Origin of the sequence: Rhizobium sp. P44RR-XXIV (assembly GCF_001999485.2) — a bacterium.
Lineage (GTDB): Bacteria > Pseudomonadota > Alphaproteobacteria > Rhizobiales > Rhizobiaceae > Rhizobium.
In genome coordinates, this window is sequence record NZ_MPVZ02000029.1 from 450,916 (window position 1) to 468,935 (window position 18,020).

16 protein-coding genes are annotated in these 18,020 nt (G+C 61.2%); 3 read left to right on the top strand and 13 right to left on the bottom strand.

The genetic code is table 11. The features are described from left to right. The first annotated feature begins 4 nt into the window (after nt 1–4). Nucleotides 5–871, top strand: coding sequence for a D-amino-acid transaminase (locus BSK43_RS28195; RefSeq protein ID WP_077468044.1), 867 nt, complete (start codon nt 5–7; stop codon nt 869–871). Between the two features lie 30 nt (nt 872–901). Here the strand turns inward: BSK43_RS28195 and BSK43_RS28200 are convergent, their stop codons facing one another. The 7 genes from BSK43_RS28200 to BSK43_RS28230 all read right to left on the bottom strand — a co-directional run bounded on the left by BSK43_RS28200 (nt 902) and on the right by BSK43_RS28230 (nt 8,463). Further along, a complete protein-coding gene (locus BSK43_RS28200) occupies nt 902–1,780 on the bottom strand; it encodes a LysR substrate-binding domain-containing protein (RefSeq protein ID WP_077468283.1) in 879 nt (292 codons plus the stop codon). Nucleotides 1,781–1,849: 69 nt separating this feature from the next. Further along, nucleotides 1,850–3,358: a serine hydrolase domain-containing protein gene (locus BSK43_RS28205; protein WP_077468045.1), complete on the bottom strand. Its 1,509-nt coding sequence runs from the start codon at nt 3,356–3,358 to the stop codon at nt 1,850–1,852. Between the two features lie 20 nt (nt 3,359–3,378). Beyond that, entirely contained in the window at nt 3,379–4,128 is a 750-nt protein-coding gene (locus BSK43_RS28210) for an ABC transporter ATP-binding protein (RefSeq protein WP_077468046.1), read from the bottom strand. Further along, nucleotides 4,125–4,952, bottom strand: a complete 828-nt coding sequence (locus BSK43_RS28215; RefSeq protein ID WP_077468047.1) for an ABC transporter ATP-binding protein — start codon at nt 4,950–4,952, stop codon at nt 4,125–4,127. Before BSK43_RS28215 ends, BSK43_RS28210 begins: the two co-directional genes overlap by 4 nt. Nucleotides 4,953–4,955: 3 nt before the next feature. Beyond that, a complete protein-coding gene (locus BSK43_RS28220) occupies nt 4,956–5,858 on the bottom strand; it encodes an ABC transporter permease (RefSeq protein ID WP_077468048.1) in 903 nt (300 codons plus the stop codon). Then, a complete protein-coding gene (locus BSK43_RS28225; protein WP_077468049.1) occupies nt 5,855–6,868 on the bottom strand; it encodes an ABC transporter permease in 1,014 nt (337 codons plus the stop codon). The genes BSK43_RS28220 and BSK43_RS28225 overlap by 4 nt, the downstream gene beginning before the upstream one ends. Further along, complete coding sequence (locus BSK43_RS28230; protein WP_077468050.1) at nt 6,865–8,463, bottom strand: ABC transporter substrate-binding protein; 1,599 nt, start codon at nt 8,461–8,463, stop codon at nt 6,865–6,867. The genes BSK43_RS28225 and BSK43_RS28230 overlap by 4 nt, the downstream gene beginning before the upstream one ends. Nucleotides 8,464–8,677: 214 nt before the next feature. Here BSK43_RS28230 and BSK43_RS28235 point away from each other — a divergent pair, with 214 nt between their 5' ends. Then, entirely contained in the window at nt 8,678–9,715 is a 1,038-nt protein-coding gene (locus tag BSK43_RS28235) for a dipeptidase (RefSeq protein WP_077468051.1), read from the top strand. 81 nt (nt 9,716–9,796) lie between these two features. Here BSK43_RS28235 and BSK43_RS28240 read toward each other — a convergent pair whose 3' ends face one another. Next, the gene (locus tag BSK43_RS28240) at nt 9,797–10,780 is read right to left on the bottom strand and encodes a glycoside hydrolase family 5 protein (protein ID WP_205910670.1); all 984 of its coding nucleotides are present in this window, start codon (nt 10,778–10,780) and stop codon (nt 9,797–9,799) included. A 67-nt stretch (nt 10,781–10,847) separates the two neighbouring features. Continuing rightward, the gene (locus tag BSK43_RS28245) at nt 10,848–12,215 is read right to left on the bottom strand and encodes a cytochrome P450 (RefSeq protein ID WP_077468052.1); all 1,368 of its coding nucleotides are present in this window, start codon (nt 12,213–12,215) and stop codon (nt 10,848–10,850) included. Between the two features lie 107 nt (nt 12,216–12,322). Between BSK43_RS28245 and BSK43_RS28250 the strand changes: the two genes are divergently transcribed. Beyond that, on the top strand, nt 12,323–13,000 hold the full coding sequence (locus BSK43_RS28250) for a TetR/AcrR family transcriptional regulator (protein WP_077468053.1): 678 nt from the start codon (nt 12,323–12,325) through the stop codon (nt 12,998–13,000). A 16-nt stretch (nt 13,001–13,016) separates the two neighbouring features. Here the strand turns inward: BSK43_RS28250 and BSK43_RS28255 are convergent, their stop codons facing one another. The 4 genes from BSK43_RS28255 to BSK43_RS28270 are packed head-to-tail and all read right to left on the bottom strand — an operon-like array spanning nt 13,017 to nt 17,973. After that, the gene (locus tag BSK43_RS28255; RefSeq protein ID WP_077468054.1) at nt 13,017–14,405 is read right to left on the bottom strand and encodes an LLM class flavin-dependent oxidoreductase; all 1,389 of its coding nucleotides are present in this window, start codon (nt 14,403–14,405) and stop codon (nt 13,017–13,019) included. Nucleotides 14,406–14,439: 34 nt separating this feature from the next. Continuing rightward, nucleotides 14,440–15,417, bottom strand: a complete 978-nt coding sequence (locus BSK43_RS28260) for an ABC transporter permease (protein ID WP_077468055.1) — start codon at nt 15,415–15,417, stop codon at nt 14,440–14,442. Nucleotides 15,418–15,419: 2 nt separating this feature from the next. Beyond that, nucleotides 15,420–16,439, bottom strand: coding sequence for an ABC transporter permease (locus BSK43_RS28265; RefSeq protein ID WP_077468056.1), 1,020 nt, complete (start codon nt 16,437–16,439; stop codon nt 15,420–15,422). Next, nucleotides 16,429–17,973, bottom strand: a complete 1,545-nt coding sequence (locus BSK43_RS28270) for a sugar ABC transporter ATP-binding protein (protein WP_077468057.1) — start codon at nt 17,971–17,973, stop codon at nt 16,429–16,431. The genes BSK43_RS28265 and BSK43_RS28270 overlap by 11 nt, the downstream gene beginning before the upstream one ends. Between the last annotated feature and the right edge of the window lie 47 nt (nt 17,974–18,020).

Sequence of the window (18,020 nt, forward strand, 5' to 3'; positions counted from 1 at the left end):
TTCCATGTCTGCCCCGACGATCCGCACCGTCTATCTCAATGGTGCCTTCTTGCCAGAGAATGAGGCGCATCTGTCCATCTTCGACCGAGGTTTCCTGTTCGGCGACGGCATCTATGAGGTTACAGCCGTACTGGACGGCAAGTTGATCGACAGCGCTTTGCACATGGCCCGGCTGGAGCGCAGCGTCCGGGAAATAGGCGGCCACTTGCCCATTACGACAGACGAGATCGTGGCGATCGAGAAGCGTCTCGTGGAGGAAAACCAGCTTGTCGAAGGGATGGTCTATCTCCAGTACACCCGTGGCGCCGAGGACCGGAATTTCTTCTATTCCGAGGATTTGCAGCCGACGCTGGTGCTCTTCACGCAGGCAAAGACGCTCGAACATGTTGCTGCCGTGGAAAAGGGCCTCAAGGTAAAGTCAATGCCGGATCAGCGTTGGGCGCGGCGGGATATCAAGAGCGTCGGCCTGCTGCCGCAGGTGCTGGCCAAGCGCGCCGCCAAGGCAGAGGGCTTCGATGAAGCCTGGCTGGTCGAGGACGGCATGGTGACGGAGGGCGCGTCGTCGACGGGTTACATCGTGACGCGCGACGGCCGCATCATCACCCGCGCCAATAGCCACGCGACCCTGCCGGGATGCACGAGGCGCGCCGTCCTGGATCTGGCGCGCGAAGCGGGCCTGGTGCTGGAAGAAAGGCCGTTCTCGGTAGAGGAGGCGAAGGCGGCTGCCGAGGCCTGGCTGACAAGCGCATCGAATTTTATCGTCTCTATTACCAACATCGATGGTGTCGACATCGGGAACGGGACGCCCGGGCCGATGTTCAAGCGCCTGCGCACCCTCTACATGGAAAACGCGCGGCGCACCGCGATCTGAGCTGCCGCAAGGGTCGTCCGATCGTCGGGATCAGTCCAGCATCGACCAGATGCGCCCGACGATCGGACGGCGATTTTCGCGCGAGCGATAGAGGCGGATTTCCACGTCTATATTCCATTCGCGATCGGCGGCATGCACGAGCCGACCGTCGGCAAGTTCGGCGCTGACAAGGCTTTCCGGGATCCAGGCCAGGCCGAAGCCGGCGGCGACCATGCCCTTCAACCCCACAGACATGCTGCCGACATGCACGCGGTTTTCCGCTGGCAGACGCTCGCCAATGACACCAGCCACCAGCTGCCCGAAGAAGGATGTCTTCTGATAGCTGACATGGCAGAAGCCGGGTTCGATACGATGCAGCGGCGAGCCGTCCGCATTCGCGGCGCTGACCGGCAGGATGGTTTCGCGGCCAAGCGTGTGATGTTCGAATTGCGGGTCGAGCAGCATCGGCACATGCAGGTGCTGATAGGTCAGCAGGAAATCGCAATCCCCATCGATGAGGGAATTCAGGTTCTCTTCCATGGTGCCGGAGTCCGGCCGCATGTGCGAGACGATGGGTCCGATGCTCGCGTTGAGCCGGCTTAGCCAATCGGGAAAGAAGGTGAAGGAGAGGGTATGCAGCGCCGTCAAGGTCACGGTGCGCGCATCGGTGCCATCCTCATGCTGAAGATTGCGCCGTGCCTGGTAGAGCGCCTGCAAGGTCTGCTCGGCCACCGGCACGAACCGTTCACCCGCCGCCGTGAGCCGCGATGGATAGGTGGCCCGGTCGATCAGGCTCGCGCCTACCCAGCCCTCCAGCTGTCGGATGCGGCGGCTGAAGGCCGATTGCGTCACATGACGCTCATCGGCGGCCTTGGAAAAGTTCAGCGTCCGCGCCAGCGCCAGAAAATCTTCAAGCCATTTGACTTCCACTCGAAGCTCCCGAAAGAAACCGGCTATCAAAGCCGGGTTCTCCTTGGCCCGAATGGGCCGGGAATGCAATCAGCTTGCGCGGCGATATTCGATCATTCTGGCGCGGGCAAGCACCAGTTCCAGCCGATCCCCGTCAAGGAGATTGAGGCAGACCCGCTTGGTCCAGGGACCGTCCTTGAGGGTGAAGAGGAAGCGTCCGGAGCCGAGCGCCTGCAGGGCCATGCGATGGCGCACCGGGCCGACACCCATGATGACGCTGCCATTGTCGATTTCGAAGCACGCACCTTCAGAAGAGTTCCAGACCCCCGACAGCGAAGTCGGCACAGCCTGCTCTTCGACGGGCAGGAACCGCCGCTCGGCGTGTCCGATCTCTCCGACAATCGCCTCACACTGCATGGTCAGGCGCATTGGCGAGGAGGCCGAGCGCGAGGAAACCCATGATCCTTCATCCTCATATACCGTTTCGTCGGCATCGAGATAGGTCACCGTGCTGCCGGCGACCTTGATCCACCACGGCCCGCTCTCCGTCACATAGGTGCCGTCACGCAGGGCAGTCGAAGCGCGGGGCAGTGCCTCGCCCGTCAATGCTGCCATGGATTCAAGAGCGATCTTGTAGCCGTTGGTATCCTCGCCGTTCGACACCACCACGAAGCCGGTTTTCTGAATGGGATCGAGTAGGAAGTAACTCTTGTAGCCGGGATGCGAGCCGCCGTGGCCGATGAGCGAGCGTGGGCCGAGAATGGTGCGGCGGAAGCCAAGGCTGTATCCGCTCGGCCTGCCATCGACGAGCTGCCGTGGTGCCGAGAGCTGTTCCAGCACTCCCGAAAAAGAGCCGGTGCCACCGAGGAGGCCAATCAGCCACTTGGCGAGGCTTTCGCCGCTGCCGGTCATGCTGCCGGAGGCGGAAATATGCAGGCCGGCGGCCGAAAGCTGCCAATGCTCGCCGTCGCGCCAGTATCCCGGCACCAGGCCGATGACGGGATCGTTCCAAACTTCAGGAGCGTCCAATACCGCGCCTGCCTGTGCACCCAGCTGGCGAACATAGTCGCGAAAGAAAACGCCACGGCGCTCGAGTGCGGCTTCCACGAGCCGGTAGCCCGTGTTGGAATAGGAAATCTCGGTGCCTGCCTCATAGTTCAGCCGCGTCTGACGCGCCAGAAAATCGAGCAACGGGCCTGCCTTGGTCTCCGTATAGACGGACAGACCAAGCAGCGACAGGCATTCGCGCGTGTCAGGCAAGCCGCCGCTCATATCGAGCGCGCGGCCGACGGTGACATCGCGAAGGGGCGCTCGCAGTTCCGGCAAATGCTGCCCGAGCGGATCGTCGAGACCGATCTTGTCGGAATGGGCCAGCACCATGGCGCAGAAGGCATGTTTCGTCACCGAGGCATAGCGAACGACGCTAGCCGCAGTAAAGGGTGCGAGCGTCGAAAGGCTTTCCACGCCGCCGGCCTCAGCAAAACGAATGCCATGCGCATCGAAGCCGATGACGGCGCCACCTGGCTCGTCCTTGCCCCAATTCTGCGTGAATCGGCTCGCGCAGGACTGCGCCGCCTTCCAGTTTCCCGTTTCAGACATGCATGCCTCGCAAATGCAGATTAGACCGGTTCGGCTTCCTCGAACTCGATGCTCAGACGGCGCAGTTCCTGCGTATGGGGGTGGGTGACATTGCCGCGCCGCAGATCGTCGGCCGTGACCTGCTCGACCATCTGGCCATCGATCATGACGCCGACATCAGTGCAGAGATGGGCGATCACGCCCAGATTGTGGCTGACCATCACATAGGTGAGCTTCCGCTCGACACGCAGATCGGAGAGCAGGTTGAGGATCTCGGCCTGAACCGACACGTCGAGCGCGCTCGTCGGCTCATCGAGCAACAGGATCCTGGGATCGGCGATCAGGGCGCGAGCGATGGCGACACGCTGGCGCTGGCCGCCGGAAAGCTGGTGCGGATAGCGAAAGCGTGCACTCTGCGGCAGCGCCACGTCCGAAAGCGCCCTGGCGATGCGTTGGTCGACATCGCCCATACGATGCACGAGCGGCAGCTCGCTCAAAATGCGGTCGATCGTCTGGCGTGGATGCAGGGAACCGTAGGGGTCCTGAAAAACCATCTGCACCTTGCGAAAGAAATCCGGTGTGCGGCGCTGCGGAGCGGCTTCGCCAGCAAAGGCGATGCGTCCCATCCAGCTGGTGTTGAGGCCTGCCATGGCGCGTAATACGGTCGATTTGCCGGAGCCGCTTTCGCCGACGATGCCGAAGCTGCCGCCTTCCTCGACCTTGAAGGAAACGCCCTTGACGACTTCACGCTCGCCAAAGCGTATGCGCAGATTGTCGATCTCTATCGTCATTTCAGCCACTCCGGATCACGCGCGAGAATGGGCAGCCGCTCTCTTGGATGCGTCAGCGAAGGAATGCAGTTGAGGAGACCGCGCGTATAGGGATGGGCTGCGGACAGGAGTTCCGATGCCTTCAGCTCCTCGACGACGCGCCCGGAATACATGACCGCCACTCGGTCGCAGAAATGCGAGACGAGCGGCAGGTCGTGGCTGATAAGCATCAATCCCATGGAGCGCTCAGAGACAAGCTCCTCGATTAGCCGCAGGATCTCGGCCTGCACCGTCGCGTCCAGCGCACTGGTGGGTTCGTCGGCGATCAGCAGTTCCGGATCGGGAGCGAGCATCATCGCGATCATGACGCGCTGGCCCATGCCGCCGGAGACTTCATGCGGATAGGAAGCTGCGACTGCTTTCGGATTGCGGATCTTGACCTGCTCCAGCAGATTGGCGGCGGCTTCCGCTGCCTCCCGGCGACTGCCGCCCTTGTGCGTGCGCCATGACTCGGCAACCTGATTGCCGATGGTCTTCACCGGATTCAGCGAGTATTTCGGGTCCTGCAGGATGAAGCCTGCCCGTTTGCCGCGGATGGTGCGCATCTGCTTTTCGCTGGCCGACACGATGTCGATGCCGTCGAAGGAAAGCTTGTCGGCCTCGATGCGGGTCTGCCTTGGCAGGAGTTTCATCAGTGCGCGCGCTGTCAGGCTCTTGCCGGAGCCGCTTTCGCCGACGATGCCGAGCTTCTCGGCTCCGAGGCGCAGCGACACGCCCTTCACGGCCGGGGCGAAGCCGGTTCGCGTCTTGAAGCCGATGCGCAGATTGTCGATCTCGACCAGCATGGATCAGTTTCCCTTCGGATCGAGCACGTCACGCAGCGCATCGCCCAAGAAATTGAAGGCGAGCGAGACGAGGAAGATGGCGATGCCGGGGATGGTCGCAACCCACCACTGTTCGAAGATGAAGCGCTTTGCAGTCGCGATCATCGCGCCCCACTCCGGCGAAGGCGGTTGCGCGCCCATGCCGAGGAAGCCGAGGCTGGCTGCCGTGATGATGATGGAGCTCATGTCGAGCGTGACGCGAACGATGAGGCTCGGCATGCACAATGGCGCGATATGGCGCATGATGATGCGCCAGGAGGAGGCACCTGTGAGACGATAGGCTGCGATGAAATCGGCGCCGCGCACGGTCAGGGTTTCGGCGCGCGCCAGCCGGGCATAGGGCGGCCAGGCGGTGAGTGCGATCGCGAGCACCGCGCTTTCGACGCCCGGCTTCAGGGCTGCCACGAAGGCAAGCGCCAGCACCAGCCGGGGGAAGGCGAGGAAGATGTCGGTGAGCCGCATCAGCGCCGTATCGACCACGCCGCCGAAATAGCCGGCGATGCAACCGATGGCGAGACCGATCGGGGCGACGAGCACGACCACGGCGATGACCATGCCGAGCGTGACGCGGCCGCCAAAGAGCAGGCGCGAGTAGATGTCGCGCCCGAGCTCGTCGGTACCGAGCCAGTGGACTGCGCTCGGTTTGGCAAGCCGGTTGGCCAAATCCTGTGTGGCAGGATCGTGCGTGGCGAGCCACGGCGCAAAAAGCGCCAGCAGGATGAACAGCAGGATGATCGACAGGCCGATCATGCCGAGTGCGTTGCCCTTCAAGCCCAGCCAGATGCGATAGCGATCGCCCCAGGCCGCCTGGCGTCGGGAGGTGGGGGACTCATCGAGTGCCCAATTGCGGAAGGTTGCCAGCATCATCGCACCCTCGGGTCCAGCAGACGATAAAGGAGATCGGCGACGAGGTTGAGCCCCACATAGATGATGCCGATCAGGAGTGTGGTGCCGATGACCGGGTTCATGTCGCCGTTCATCAGCGAGGCGGTCAGATACTGGCCGATGCCGGGCCAGGAAAACACCGTTTCGGTGACGACGGCGCCCTCCAGCAGGCCGGCATAGGTCAACGCCAGCACGGTCACCAGTTGCACGGCGACGGTCGGGAAGGCGTGGCCCCAGATCACCCTGCTGAGCGACAGGCCCTTGGCGCGCGCGGTGATGACGAATTCACCCTTCAGGGCGTCGATCATGAAGGCGCGTGTCATGCGGGCAATGTAGGCCATGCTGAAATAAGCGAGGATGCAGACCGGCTGCGCCATGTGGGCAAGCGCATCCCAGAAGGCATCGAGATCGCCGGCAAGCAGCGTGTCCACTGAGAGCAGTCCAGTGACCGGCGTGATCATTCCGTCATAAATGATGTCCTGCCGCCCGGGCCCCGGCGCAATGCCGAGCGCCGAATAGAAGATCAGCAGCGAGATGAGGGACAGCATGAAAACCGGAATGGAATGGCCGGCAAGGCAAACGACGCGGATCGCCTGATCCGTAATGGTTCCCTGCCGGACAGCCGCCCAGACGCCAAGCGGAATGCCGATGATGGCGGCGAGAATGAGTGCCGCGGTTGCCAGTTCGAAAGTCGCCGGAAAGAAGCGGGCGATATCCTGCGACACCGGGTTCTTCGTCAGCACCGACATGCCGAGATCGCCATGCAGAAGCTGGTCCAGATAGTGCAGGAACTGCACCGGAAGGGGCTGGTCGAGGCCCATTTCGGCCCGCACGCGGATGACCACGGCCTCCGGCGCATTGTCGCCGACGGCAGCAATGACCGGATCGACCGGCATGACGCGGCCGATCAGGAAGGTGACGACCGTCAGCCCGAGCAGCGTCAACACGATGCTGCTCAGGATGGCGGAAAAGGATTTGAGCCGCCGGGTCAAGCCTTACTGGTCTCCTGATAGGAATTGGCTTCCGAAAGAGCGCCGAGCTGGAAGCCGGATACGGCCTTGCGGCATGCTGCCGTCTTCACCGTCTGGAACATGAAGGCGAAGGGGCTGTTCTGCATGTGCTCGCGCTGTAGTTCCTCATAGAGGGCGATACGTTTGGCCGGGTCCTTCTCGTCGCGGGCGGCTTCCGCCTTGGCGGCGAAGTCGTCGTTCTTGTAGCGCGAGCGCCACAGGAAGGGCTTGCTCTTGGCGTCGTCGGAATTGTCCTTGTTGATAGTGAAGACTTCGCCGTTGGAATTCGGATCGAAATAGTCCGTGCCCCAGGCGGAAAGAGCCATCTCGTGCTGGCGGCCGCGCATCTTCGTCAGCACCTGCCGGTTTTCGGCCGACTGCAGCTTCACGCGAATGCCGATCTCGGCAAGGTTTGCCTGGATAGCCTGGGCGAGGTCCGGATAGGGCTGGGCGGCGTAATGATCCATGGTCACGTCGAAGCCATCGGCAAGCCCGGCTTCGGCCATCAATGCCTTCGCCTTGGCCACATCCTTCTGGAACGGCGTGTCGCTGATCGCTGCCGGGAAGCCTTCCGGCTCGAAGCTCTGGTGAACCTTGTGGGTCAGCGGCACGATGTTTTCCTGCATGCCCTTGTAGTCGAGCGCCCATTTGACGGCCTGCCAGACCTGCGGCTTTGCCAGGTTCGGCACACCCTGGTTGAGGGAGATGAGCACCAGCGAGGCAATGCTCTTGGTGACCAGCGTAAAATCAGCATCGTCATGGATGGTGCGCAGCTGTTCCGAAGTCAGGTCGCGGGCGATATCCGCGTCGCCCTTCTTCAGCATCAGGAGCTGCGAGGCGGGATCGGTAACATGGCGCAGGATGACGCGCTTCAGATTGCCCTTATAAGGGCCATGCGGGTTAAGCGTGAGCGCCACGGACTCGCTCGCCTTCCAGGCCTGAAGCTGGAAGCTGCCCGAGCCGGCGCTGTTTTTCTGCAGCCAGGCATTGCCCATATCACCATTAGCTTCATTGGCGAGCACCGTCTTCTTTTCGACCACGGCGGCGATATTGGCCGAGAGGCAATAGAGCAGAAAGGCGATCGCCGTGGGCTTTTCGGTGGTCAGGGTCAGCGTTTCGGCATCGGTCGCGACGATCCGGCCTTCGACATTCTCTGCCGTGAAACCGAACTGATTGATGATGAAGGCCGCGCCCTTGTTCATCTTGATCGCACGCTGCAGCGAGAAGGCGACGTCCTCTGCCGTCACCGGCGCGCCGCTGGCGAAGCTTGCCTTGGCGAGCTTGAAGGTGAAGACCTTGCTGTCCGCATCTGCCTGCCAGGATGCAGCCAACGCCGGATCGACCTTGGAGGGATCATCGGTGTTGGGATGGACCAGCTTTTGATACATGTTGCTGATCACTTCGCCGCCGACGGCTTCGAAGCTTTCATGCGGATCGAGGCTCGTCATGTTGTCGAGCTGCTGGGCTACGACAAGCACGTCTTTCGGCGTCGCGGCGAATGCCGTCTGTGCAAGATCGAGATAGGACAGGAACGGCAGCGTGCCGCTGCCGATGAGAAACTGACGTCTGGAAACCACGCGAAATCCCCTTTCACTCTTTTGACAACAGCTCTATCCCAAGCATGGCGGGACTTGGTACGGTTCTGTCGCTATCGTATTTTCGCTAGCTTCTCTAACAGCGCGTCTTGCGAGCGACTAATTCCGTTTTTCGCAGACCCTATGCGCGGTTTGCATTTGCCGAGGCAGGTAAGCTTGCCTAGGCAGGTATCGATAACAGTTTTTGGAATGGCACATGACCGAATCTTCGATAATCCCCGTCTTCGATGGCCATAATGATGTGTTGCTGCGGCTGCGCCGCGACGGCTTGAATTCCGTCAATGCCTTTCTGCAAGGCGAGAGTGCGGGGCATATCGATCTGCCGCGTTCGCGGCAGGGCGGTCTTGCGGGCGGCCTCTGCGCAGTGTTCATCCCGTCTCCGGATCAGCCCCGCGCCGAGAATGCCGATTTCCCAACGCCTTCCCAGCCGGACGCACTGAACGAGACGCTGGCGATGTTTCGCCTTCTTCTAGCGATCGAAGCTCACTCCGATGGCGCCGTGAAGGTTTGCCGCTCTGCTGCTGACATTCGAAGCTCCATTGCAGACGGCCGGTTTGCCGCGGTGTTCCATATCGAAGGGGCAGAGGCGATCGCGGCGGATCTCGATGCGCTCTATGTCCTGCATCAAGCCGGCCTGCGCACGCTCGGTCCTGTATGGAGCCGACCGAACGTCTTTGCCTATGGCGTACCTTTCCGTTTCCGTTCGACACCGGATATCGGGCCTGGTCTCAGCGATGCCGGCAAGGATTTGATCCGCGCCTGCAACGAATTGCGGATCATGATCGACCTTTCACACATGAATGAGCAAGGCTTCTGGGATATTGCGAAGCTGTCGGATGCGCCGCTGGTTGCCTCGCATTCCAACGCACACGCGATTTCGCCCCACAGCCGCAACCTGACGGACAAGCAGCTCGATGCCATCCGCGACACGGGCGGTCTGGTCGGCATCAATTTCGGCGTGCTGTTCCTGCGCGACGACGGCACCAGAAATGCCGATACGCCCATTGAACTCCTCGTTCGCCATATCGCCTACATTGCCGAGCGGGTTGGCATGGAGCATGTGGCGCTCGGCTCCGATTTCGACGGCACGACCATCCCGCAGGCGCTTGGCGACGCCGCCGGCCTGCCGAAGCTGATCGACGCCCTGCGCGCCCATGGTTTTGACGATCAAGCCATCAGAAACATCGCCCATGAAAACTGGATCCGTGTCCTCGAACGCAGCTGGGGCGGCTGAGGTCGGACTCTAACTCTTGGGGCGCAAGGCGCGATGCGAAGGCAGCGCCTTGCGCCCCAATTCAGTTCTGCGGCTTTGACATCAGCGCCTGGTAGATCGGCTCGACCCATTTGTCCTTGACGACATCATAAGCGCCGAGCTGCCTTCGAATTGCCAATAGCTCCAGGCGAAATGGTTGCTCTCGGCTGCCCGCGCGACACTTGCGGTCCATGCCGTTCGCGATGCGATGTCGCCTTTGTCGTAGGCGCCGAACTCACCGAGCAATATCGTGCGGTTATGGCTGTGGGACCATGCGGCGATCGTTGAAAAGTCTCGGGTGATCTGTTCGCGCTCGGCAGGAGTGCCCCATGTGACGCCGATCAGCTTTTCACGGCTCGGATTCGTCCAGGTGGCACCTTGATGGGTGAAGGCGAAGGGATCGTAATAGTGGACCGTCACGATGATGTTGCGGTCGTCTTCCGGCAGCGACAGCTTGTCGAGCGAATGGAAGTTGTTGGAATTTGCCGGCCCGATCACCACGCTGCGATTTGGGTTGGTCTTGCGGATAACGGCTAAAGCGTCGCGCAGCAGCCCATTCCAGATATCCGGGGTTATCGCCTTGTTCGGCTCGTTCAGGATCTCGAAGAGAACTGTATCGGGTTCGTCCTTGTAGCGCGGCGCGATCTGGTTCCAGAAAGCGAGCAGCTTCGATCTGCAATTCTCGGCATCCTCTGCGCAGCCGCGATAGTCGTGCTCGTCGATGATGACTTTCAGGCCCACTCCGGTCGCCTGTTTCACCACCTCATCAAGCTTTGCGATCCATTGCGCATCGAGGCGGTCGGATGAATCCATATGCGAAAAGGCTTGCAGATTGACCCGGATGTTCTGAAAGCCGCTGTCATGCAGCATCTTATAGTAGGTGGGCTTGAAACGGGCTTTCCCGGCATCGGTCCAGAGTGGGTCATAACCGAGAACGTTGACGCCTCGCCCCAGTTTCATGGCCGCCTGATCTGTTTTGATCGAGGGTGCGGCAATGGCAGCGGTGATGGCAAGCACCGAAAAGAGGGCAGACAGCAACAGGCGCATGCTCATCTCCATGATATGTGGAGCGAACCTCAACTTGCCTTGTGTCCGAAATAGGGTGTTTCGCCGCCTATCGTTCGACGAGATGGATCGGTAGGGGGTGCATCGGCCGCAAGGTGACTTTCATGATTGGCTTGGGGGAAGGTTCGTCCGGGCCGGTCACGCGGAATCTCTGCAGCAGGACGGCAAGGATCGCGACGGCTTCCATCATGGCAAAGCCATTGCCGATGCAGACGCGCGGGCCGGCGCCGAAGGGCATGAAAGCGAAGCGGTGGCGGCTCTTGGCGGTCTCGGGTTCGAAACGCTCGGGGTCGAAGACCAGCGGATCCTCCCAGATGGCGGCGTGACGATGCACGGCATAGATCGGCACATAGAGGATCGTGCCGGCCGGGATCGTATAGGCGCCAAGGGTGAAGTCGCGTACGGCGGCGCGCGAGATGATCGGCGCCGGCGGGTAAAGCCGCATGGCCTCCGAAAAGACCTGTCTGGCATAGGTGAGCTTGCCGACATGTTCGGAAAGGAGAGGACCGCCACCGGTCACGGTGGCGATCTCCTCGAAGAGCCTCGCCTGATAGTCCGGATGACGGGCAAGAAGATGGAGTGTCCAGGCAAGGCCGAGCGCCGTCGTCTCATGTCCTGCGGTGATGAAGGTCATCAGATTGTCGATGATCTCTTCATCGGTCATCGTGCGGCCCGTTTCCGGATCGGCTGCGCCAAGAAGCATGGAAACGAGGTCGTGGCGTTCGATACCGCTGCGCCGGCGCTCGGCGATCACCTTGCCAAGCGTCGCGCGCAGGAAGATGACGGCCGACTTTGCCTTCTCTTTACCGGGGTGAGGCATCCAGTCCGGTGCTCCGACAAGGCCCAACGCGAATTTCCAGCCGGTCGGCTTGAGATAGTTGGTGATGTTGCGCTCGACCCGGTCGACATCGATGCCATCGCCGCCCGACATCATTGTCTCGACGATAATATCGAAAGTGGTGCGCATCATTTCCTGGCACAGGTCGAAGGTGCCGTCTTTGTGGGTGAGCCAAAGATCGCGCCTGCGCTCGGCCGCCGCAATCATGGCCGGCTGGAGTTCCAGGAGCTTTTCGTGGCGAAAGGCACCGGCCACGGATTGGCGCTGCCATTTCCAATGCGCGCCGTCCGAGGTCAAAATGCCGTCGCCAAGCGCCGGGCCGAGCAGGCGGCGAACATCCTCGCCCTTGCCGAGCGCGTCTGAATTGCGGACGAGAGCCTGATAGATCAGCTCGGGATCGGCGAGATAGACCCGCAGCTTTCCACCCATTTGAGTGAAGACGATCGGCTCCCTGAAGATCTCGGGCGGCAGCGCATCCAGGGGATTGCGGATCAGCGAAAGAAGCACATGCGGCATCGAGCGTGGGGTCAGCGGAAATGCGCCTGGCGATAGATCGGCCGTGTTTACGCCTGCATTCATCCTTCGGCCTCCTTGTTCAGCTTCACGAATGCCTGTAGATCGACATTAAGGCATTTACCTTAAAAGAAGTAAGGTGATTACCTTAGGCATTCAAGAGGAAAAAAAGCGTGTCGGACAACAAAGGCAAGAGAACGGGCTCGGCAACAAAGCCCGATACCCGCGAGCGCATCCTTGTTTCGACACTGTCGCTCTTCAATCAAAAAGGCCCGGAATCGGTAACAACGGCCGAGATCGCCAAGGCCGTCCATATCAATCAGGGCAATCTCTATTATCATTTCCGCACTAAGGAGTCGCTGGTGCTGGCCCTCTTCGCCCGTTTCGAGGCCGATGCGCTGACCGTTGTCACCGAAGCGGACGCGGTGCAGGGAGCGGACTCGAAGGCCTATGCCGGCTTTCTGCGCAAATGGTTCGCGCTGGTCTGGGCCTATCGCTTCCTGTTTCGCGATATTCCAGGCTTGTTGGCGACGGCGCCAGCGTTGCGAGACCCAATCCTCGCCGTCAGTGCCGGCATGCGTCTTTCGGTCGATATCATCTTTCAGCGCATGGAAAGTTTCGGCTTGATCAGTGTCTCCGCTGATGACCGCAAGCCGCTATTGACCAATATGTGGATCGTCTCGACCTATTGGGCCGTCTATCTCGGCCTGCAGGAAGGCGTTCACGATCTCGGCCCGCAGCATGTCCACTGGGGGCTGAGCCAGGTTGCGAGCCTCTTGCGTCCCTATTTGTCGCCGCAGGCGAGGGCCGATCTGGAAGATGTGCTTTCAGAGCCCTTTTTTGAGCTCTGAATATTGCAGGCCGGATTTAAGACGCTTGCGCTACGACATCGCGGAGATTGCGGTAGCCGGTTGCCGGATGCGGTGCGACAAGCCTCGGTCCGCCGCCGCCAAGCTTTTCGCGTAGTGTTCCCGGGCGATAGTCTGTCTTGTAGACGCCGCGCTTCTGCAGTTCGGGCACTAGGAGATCCACAGCATCCTCGAAGCTTTCAGGCGTCACGGCATAGGCCAGATTGAAGCCGTCGACATCGGTATCCTCTATCCATTCCTGCATCAGGTCGGCGACGGTTTGCGGCGAGCCGACGAAGACCGGGCCGAAGCCGCCGATGCCGACCCAGTCCGCCATTTCGCGCACGGTCCATTCCTTGTTCGGATCGATCGTGGTGAAGGTCTCGACTGCGGACTGCACGGCGTTGGTATGGCGGTGGCGAAGCACCTCGTCGGGCGAGAACTGGCCGAAATCAATGCCGGTCCAGCCTGATATCAGCGTCTGCGCGCCTTCGAAGGAGGCGTACTGGCGATATTCGTTGAACTTGCGCTGCGCTTCGGCATCGGTCTCGCCGAGGATCACAGTCTGGAGGTTGAAGGCGAGAATTTCGCGCGGATTGCGTCCGGCACGCTCGGCTGCCTCGCGAACATTGGCGACATAGCGCTTCAGTACCGGCTTCGAGGGAGCCGCCACGAAGATGCATTCCGCATGCGCGCCGGCGAAGTCCTTGCCACGACTGGAAGCGCCTGCCTGATAAAGCACCGGTGTCCGCTGCGGCGATGGTTCGCTCAAATGGATGCCGGGAACGGTGAAATGCTTGCCGGAATGACGAATGGGATGAACCTTCTCCGGCCGGGTGAAAATGCCTTTTTCCCGGTCGCGAATGACGGCATCGTCTTCCCAGCTGCCTTCCCAGAGCTTGTAACAGACTTCGAGATATTCCTCCGCCAGGCCGTAGCGGTCATCATGCTGCGTCTGCACCAACTGGCCGATGTTCAGCGCGCCGCTGTTCAAATAGGATGTGACGATGTTCCAGCCGACACGCCCCTTGGTCAGGTGGTCAAGTGTCGAGATACGCCGCGCGAAGGTGTAGGGATGCTCGAAGGAGAGCGAGGCGGTCAGGCCGAAGCCAAGATGCTCGGTCTCATAGGCCATGGTCGGGATAAGTTGCAGCGGATCATTGACCGGCACCTGCGCGGAATGGCGCAACGCCGCGTCGACACTTCCGTTCTGCACATCGTAGACGCCGAGCACGTCGGCGATGAACAGCCCGTCGAACTTGCCGCGCTCCAGCGTCTTTGCCAGATGGACCCAGTAGTCCATGTCCTTGTAGGTCCAGGACTTGTCGCGCGGGTGGCGCCACAGGCCGGGCGACTGGTGTCCGACGCAGTTCATGTCGAAGGCATTGAGCCTGATTTCGCGGGTCATGTTGTTATTCCTGCATGATGTGGATCGGCCGCACTCAGGCGCCGACGGCTTTCTTGTTGACGAAGCTGAAGGCGAGCACTGCGAAGATCAGCAATCCTGTGCCGACCTGCTGCCAGTAGAAGTTCAGGCCGGTCAGCAGCAGGCCGTTCGCGACGATGCTCAAAAGCAGCACACCGAGCACCGTGCCGGCGACATTCGGCCGGCCGAGCGGCGAAAAGGTCGTGCCGATGAAGGTGGCGCCGATGGCGTTCAGCATGAAGCCGTTGCCGGAGGAAGGGATATAGACCGTTACCGTCGCCGTCAGGATCAACCCGGCAAAGGCGGCGATGATGCCGGCGAGAATGAAGGTGGCGGCGACATGGGCTCTAAGCCCAATGCCCGAATAGCGCACCGTCCGCGGCTGGATACCAATCGCCAGAACCACGCGCCCGAAGCGCATCCTCGCAAACAGCAATGCGGCACCGGCGATGATGACGCCTGCGATCAGAAGCGGCACGGGAATAGTGCCGAGCGTTCCATGTCCGATAAAACGAAATGCTTCGGGCACGCCTGACGGAGGCAGATAGACCGGATTGCCGCCATCGGTCAGCAGTTGCTGGATGCTGCGGCCGATGAACAGCGTTCCAAGCGTTGCCAGGAATGGCGATACGCCGATCCCGGAAATCAGCACGGCGTTGAACGCCCCGACCAGTGCCCCGGCGCCAAGGCCCGCCAGAGCAGCCAAAGGCACAGGCACCCCAGCCAGAATGCTGGAAACGAAAGCAAAACTCGCAAAGTCGACCGCCGTTCCCACAGAAAGATCGATACCACCAGCCGCAACCGCAAAGGTCATGGCGATGGAGACGATGGCGAGTAGCGTGAAATTGTTGACGAGAATACTCTGCAGGTTGCCGGGGCTGAGGAATGTCGGCGCCAATGCCGAAAACAGCGAGAAGACGGCGATCAGCGCGACGATGAGGCCATATCGGGCAATACCGGCAAGCGGTCGTCCTGAAGCAGCGCTAGCGGACATGGTCAGATCTCCCGTTTGCGCAGCAATGTCGTCGCCGAAACGACGATCAGGATCAGCAGGCCTTGAACGCCGCTGACCAGCGTGCTCGGCAGGTTCAAAAGCTGGAAGCCGTTGATGAGGAAGCCGACGAACAGGGTCGAAATCAGCGTTCCACCGATCGTCGGCACAAGGCGGCGCGAGAAGACCGAGCCGAGCAGGGCGGTTACGACGACGGGAAGCAGCATCTCGCCGGAACCGGTGGTGCTGCCGCTGAGATAGGACACCGACAGAATGCCGGCGACGCCACCGCAGAGACCGCTGGCGACGAATGCGCCGGCAACCAGCTTTTTCAGCGGCAAGCCGGCGGCGCGCGCAGCTTCGGGAAATTCACCTACTGCATAGAGCCTGAGGCCAAGCGGCGTATATTGCACGATGGCGGTGACGATGATCGTGAAGCCGATCAGCACATAGGCGAGGATCGGTATGCCGAAGCCATCCGAGGCCGAAAGCAGGCTCAGAAAATCGGTCGAGGCGGGAAGAACGGTATTCTGGGTCAGAACCAGCTCCAGTCCGGCGACGACATTCATGACAGCAAGCGTCGCCAGCAAGGGCACGATGCCCGCCAGCACGATCGCCAGCGCATTGACGGCACCGATTGCCAGTCCGGTGGCAAGTGCGCCCGCGCCCGCGGCAAGATCATTGAAACCCAGTTGGATCAGCGTCGCATAGACGGCGGCGCTCAGGCCCATATTGGCCGCAAGTGAGAGGTCGATGCCACCGGTGACGACGTTGGAGCCGCCGGCGATGAGCACGATCGTCAATCCAATAGCGAGAACGCCTGAAATGGCCGACTGGCCGAGCACATTGCCGATATTGCCGACCGTCAGGAAGTAGGGTGCGGTCAAGGCGAAGATCACCAGGATCGACAGGAAAGCGAGCAAGGAGCCGAAGCGCAGGGTTGCGGCTGCAAGCTTGCTGCCCGATAGCAGCGACCGCCCGGCCGGAGCCTCGGGGAGGGAGGCAAATTGGACATCAGCCGACATGGCGCAATCCTTCCACGGCGCCGGTCGATGCCGACAGCACTTCATCCGTTGTGGTCTGTGAGGAGATCAGCTCGCGCGTCAGGCGGCCGCGAAACAGCACGAGGATCCTGTCGGTAATGCCCACCAGCTCCGGTAGATCCGACGACAGTACGATCACGCCGGCGCCTCGCGCGGCGAGTTCGCCGATCAGGTTGTAGATTTCGACCTTGGAGCCGATATCAACACCGACTGTGGGCTCATCGAGCAGATAGATTTCCGACTTGCGGCTCAGCCATTTGGCGATCGCCACTTTCTGCTGGTTGCCGCCCGAGAGCGTGCGAACCAGGGCTTCGCGGCCGGACGTCTTGATCTGCAGGCGCTTGATCAGCTCGTCGGTATCGCTGGCCTCGCGTTTGCGGTTGAGAAAGCCGAAGCGGGTGTAGCGGGAAAGGCTCGACAGGGTGATATTCTCGCGCACGCTGAGATCGAGGCCGACGCCATGGCCGCGCCGATCCTCCGGCACCAGCGCCAGTTGATGGTTGACGGCCTCCACCGGATTGCGCGGCTTCAGGGCCTGCGTCTCGATATCGATCTCTCCGCTTGTTGCTGCCTGCAATCCGAACAGCGTCCGCACCAAGTCCTTAGCTCCGGAGCCAAGCAAGCCGGTAACGCCGAGGATCTCGCCACGGTGCAGCGTGAAGCTGATGTCGTGGAAGCGGTTCGCTGCCGAGAGATTGCGGACTTTGAGAATTTCAGCGCCGAGCTCCACCTGCCGCTTTGGGAACATCTCCCCGATATCGCGCTCAACCATCAGGGTCGCGATGCCGTTTGCAGACGTCTCGCTCATCGGCAGGGAGGCGACATCGACACCGTTACGCAGTACAGTGACATCGTCGCACAAGGCCTCGATTTCGTTGAGATAATGCGAAATATAGATGATGGTCACGCCTTCGCTGCGCAGGCGGCGGATCAGGCGAAAAAGGATGTCTGCCTCCTGCCGCACCAAAGCGGCGGTCGGCTCGTCGAAGACGAGGAGCTTCGGCTGGTGCAGCAGCGCCCGGGTGATCTGGACGATCTGCTGTTCCGCCGTCGAAAGCTCGCTGATCAATGCATTCCTTGGCAGGTCCACGCCGAAATAATTGGCAAGAATCTCGCTGGCGCGACGCTGCATCGCGCTGCGGTCGATGAAGGGCGTGCCGCCAACGCGCAGCTCCCTGCCGAGGAACAGCGTCTCGCCCACGGTAAATGTGGGTACCAGCAACCGGTCCTGATGAATGAAGTGAATGCCGAGTTCCTCGCAGAGATGCGGCGTCAGCCGATCGTAGTCTCGGCCCTCGATCTCGATGCGGCCCTCATCGGGCTTGTGCAGGCCGGCAAGAAGCTTGATCAGCGTCGACTTGCCGGCACCATTCTGCCCGACAAGTCCATGTACGGTGCCGTGCCGCACGGTCAGCGATGCACCGGCCAGCGCCTGTGCGCCGCCGAAACGCTTCACGACACGATCGAAGCGGACGACGTGGTCCTGATTGTCTGCCGCAGGCGTGGTTGCTGTCATTGGAAAAGGCCCTCGCATCAAGCGGGACGATGCGGCCAAAGCCGCAT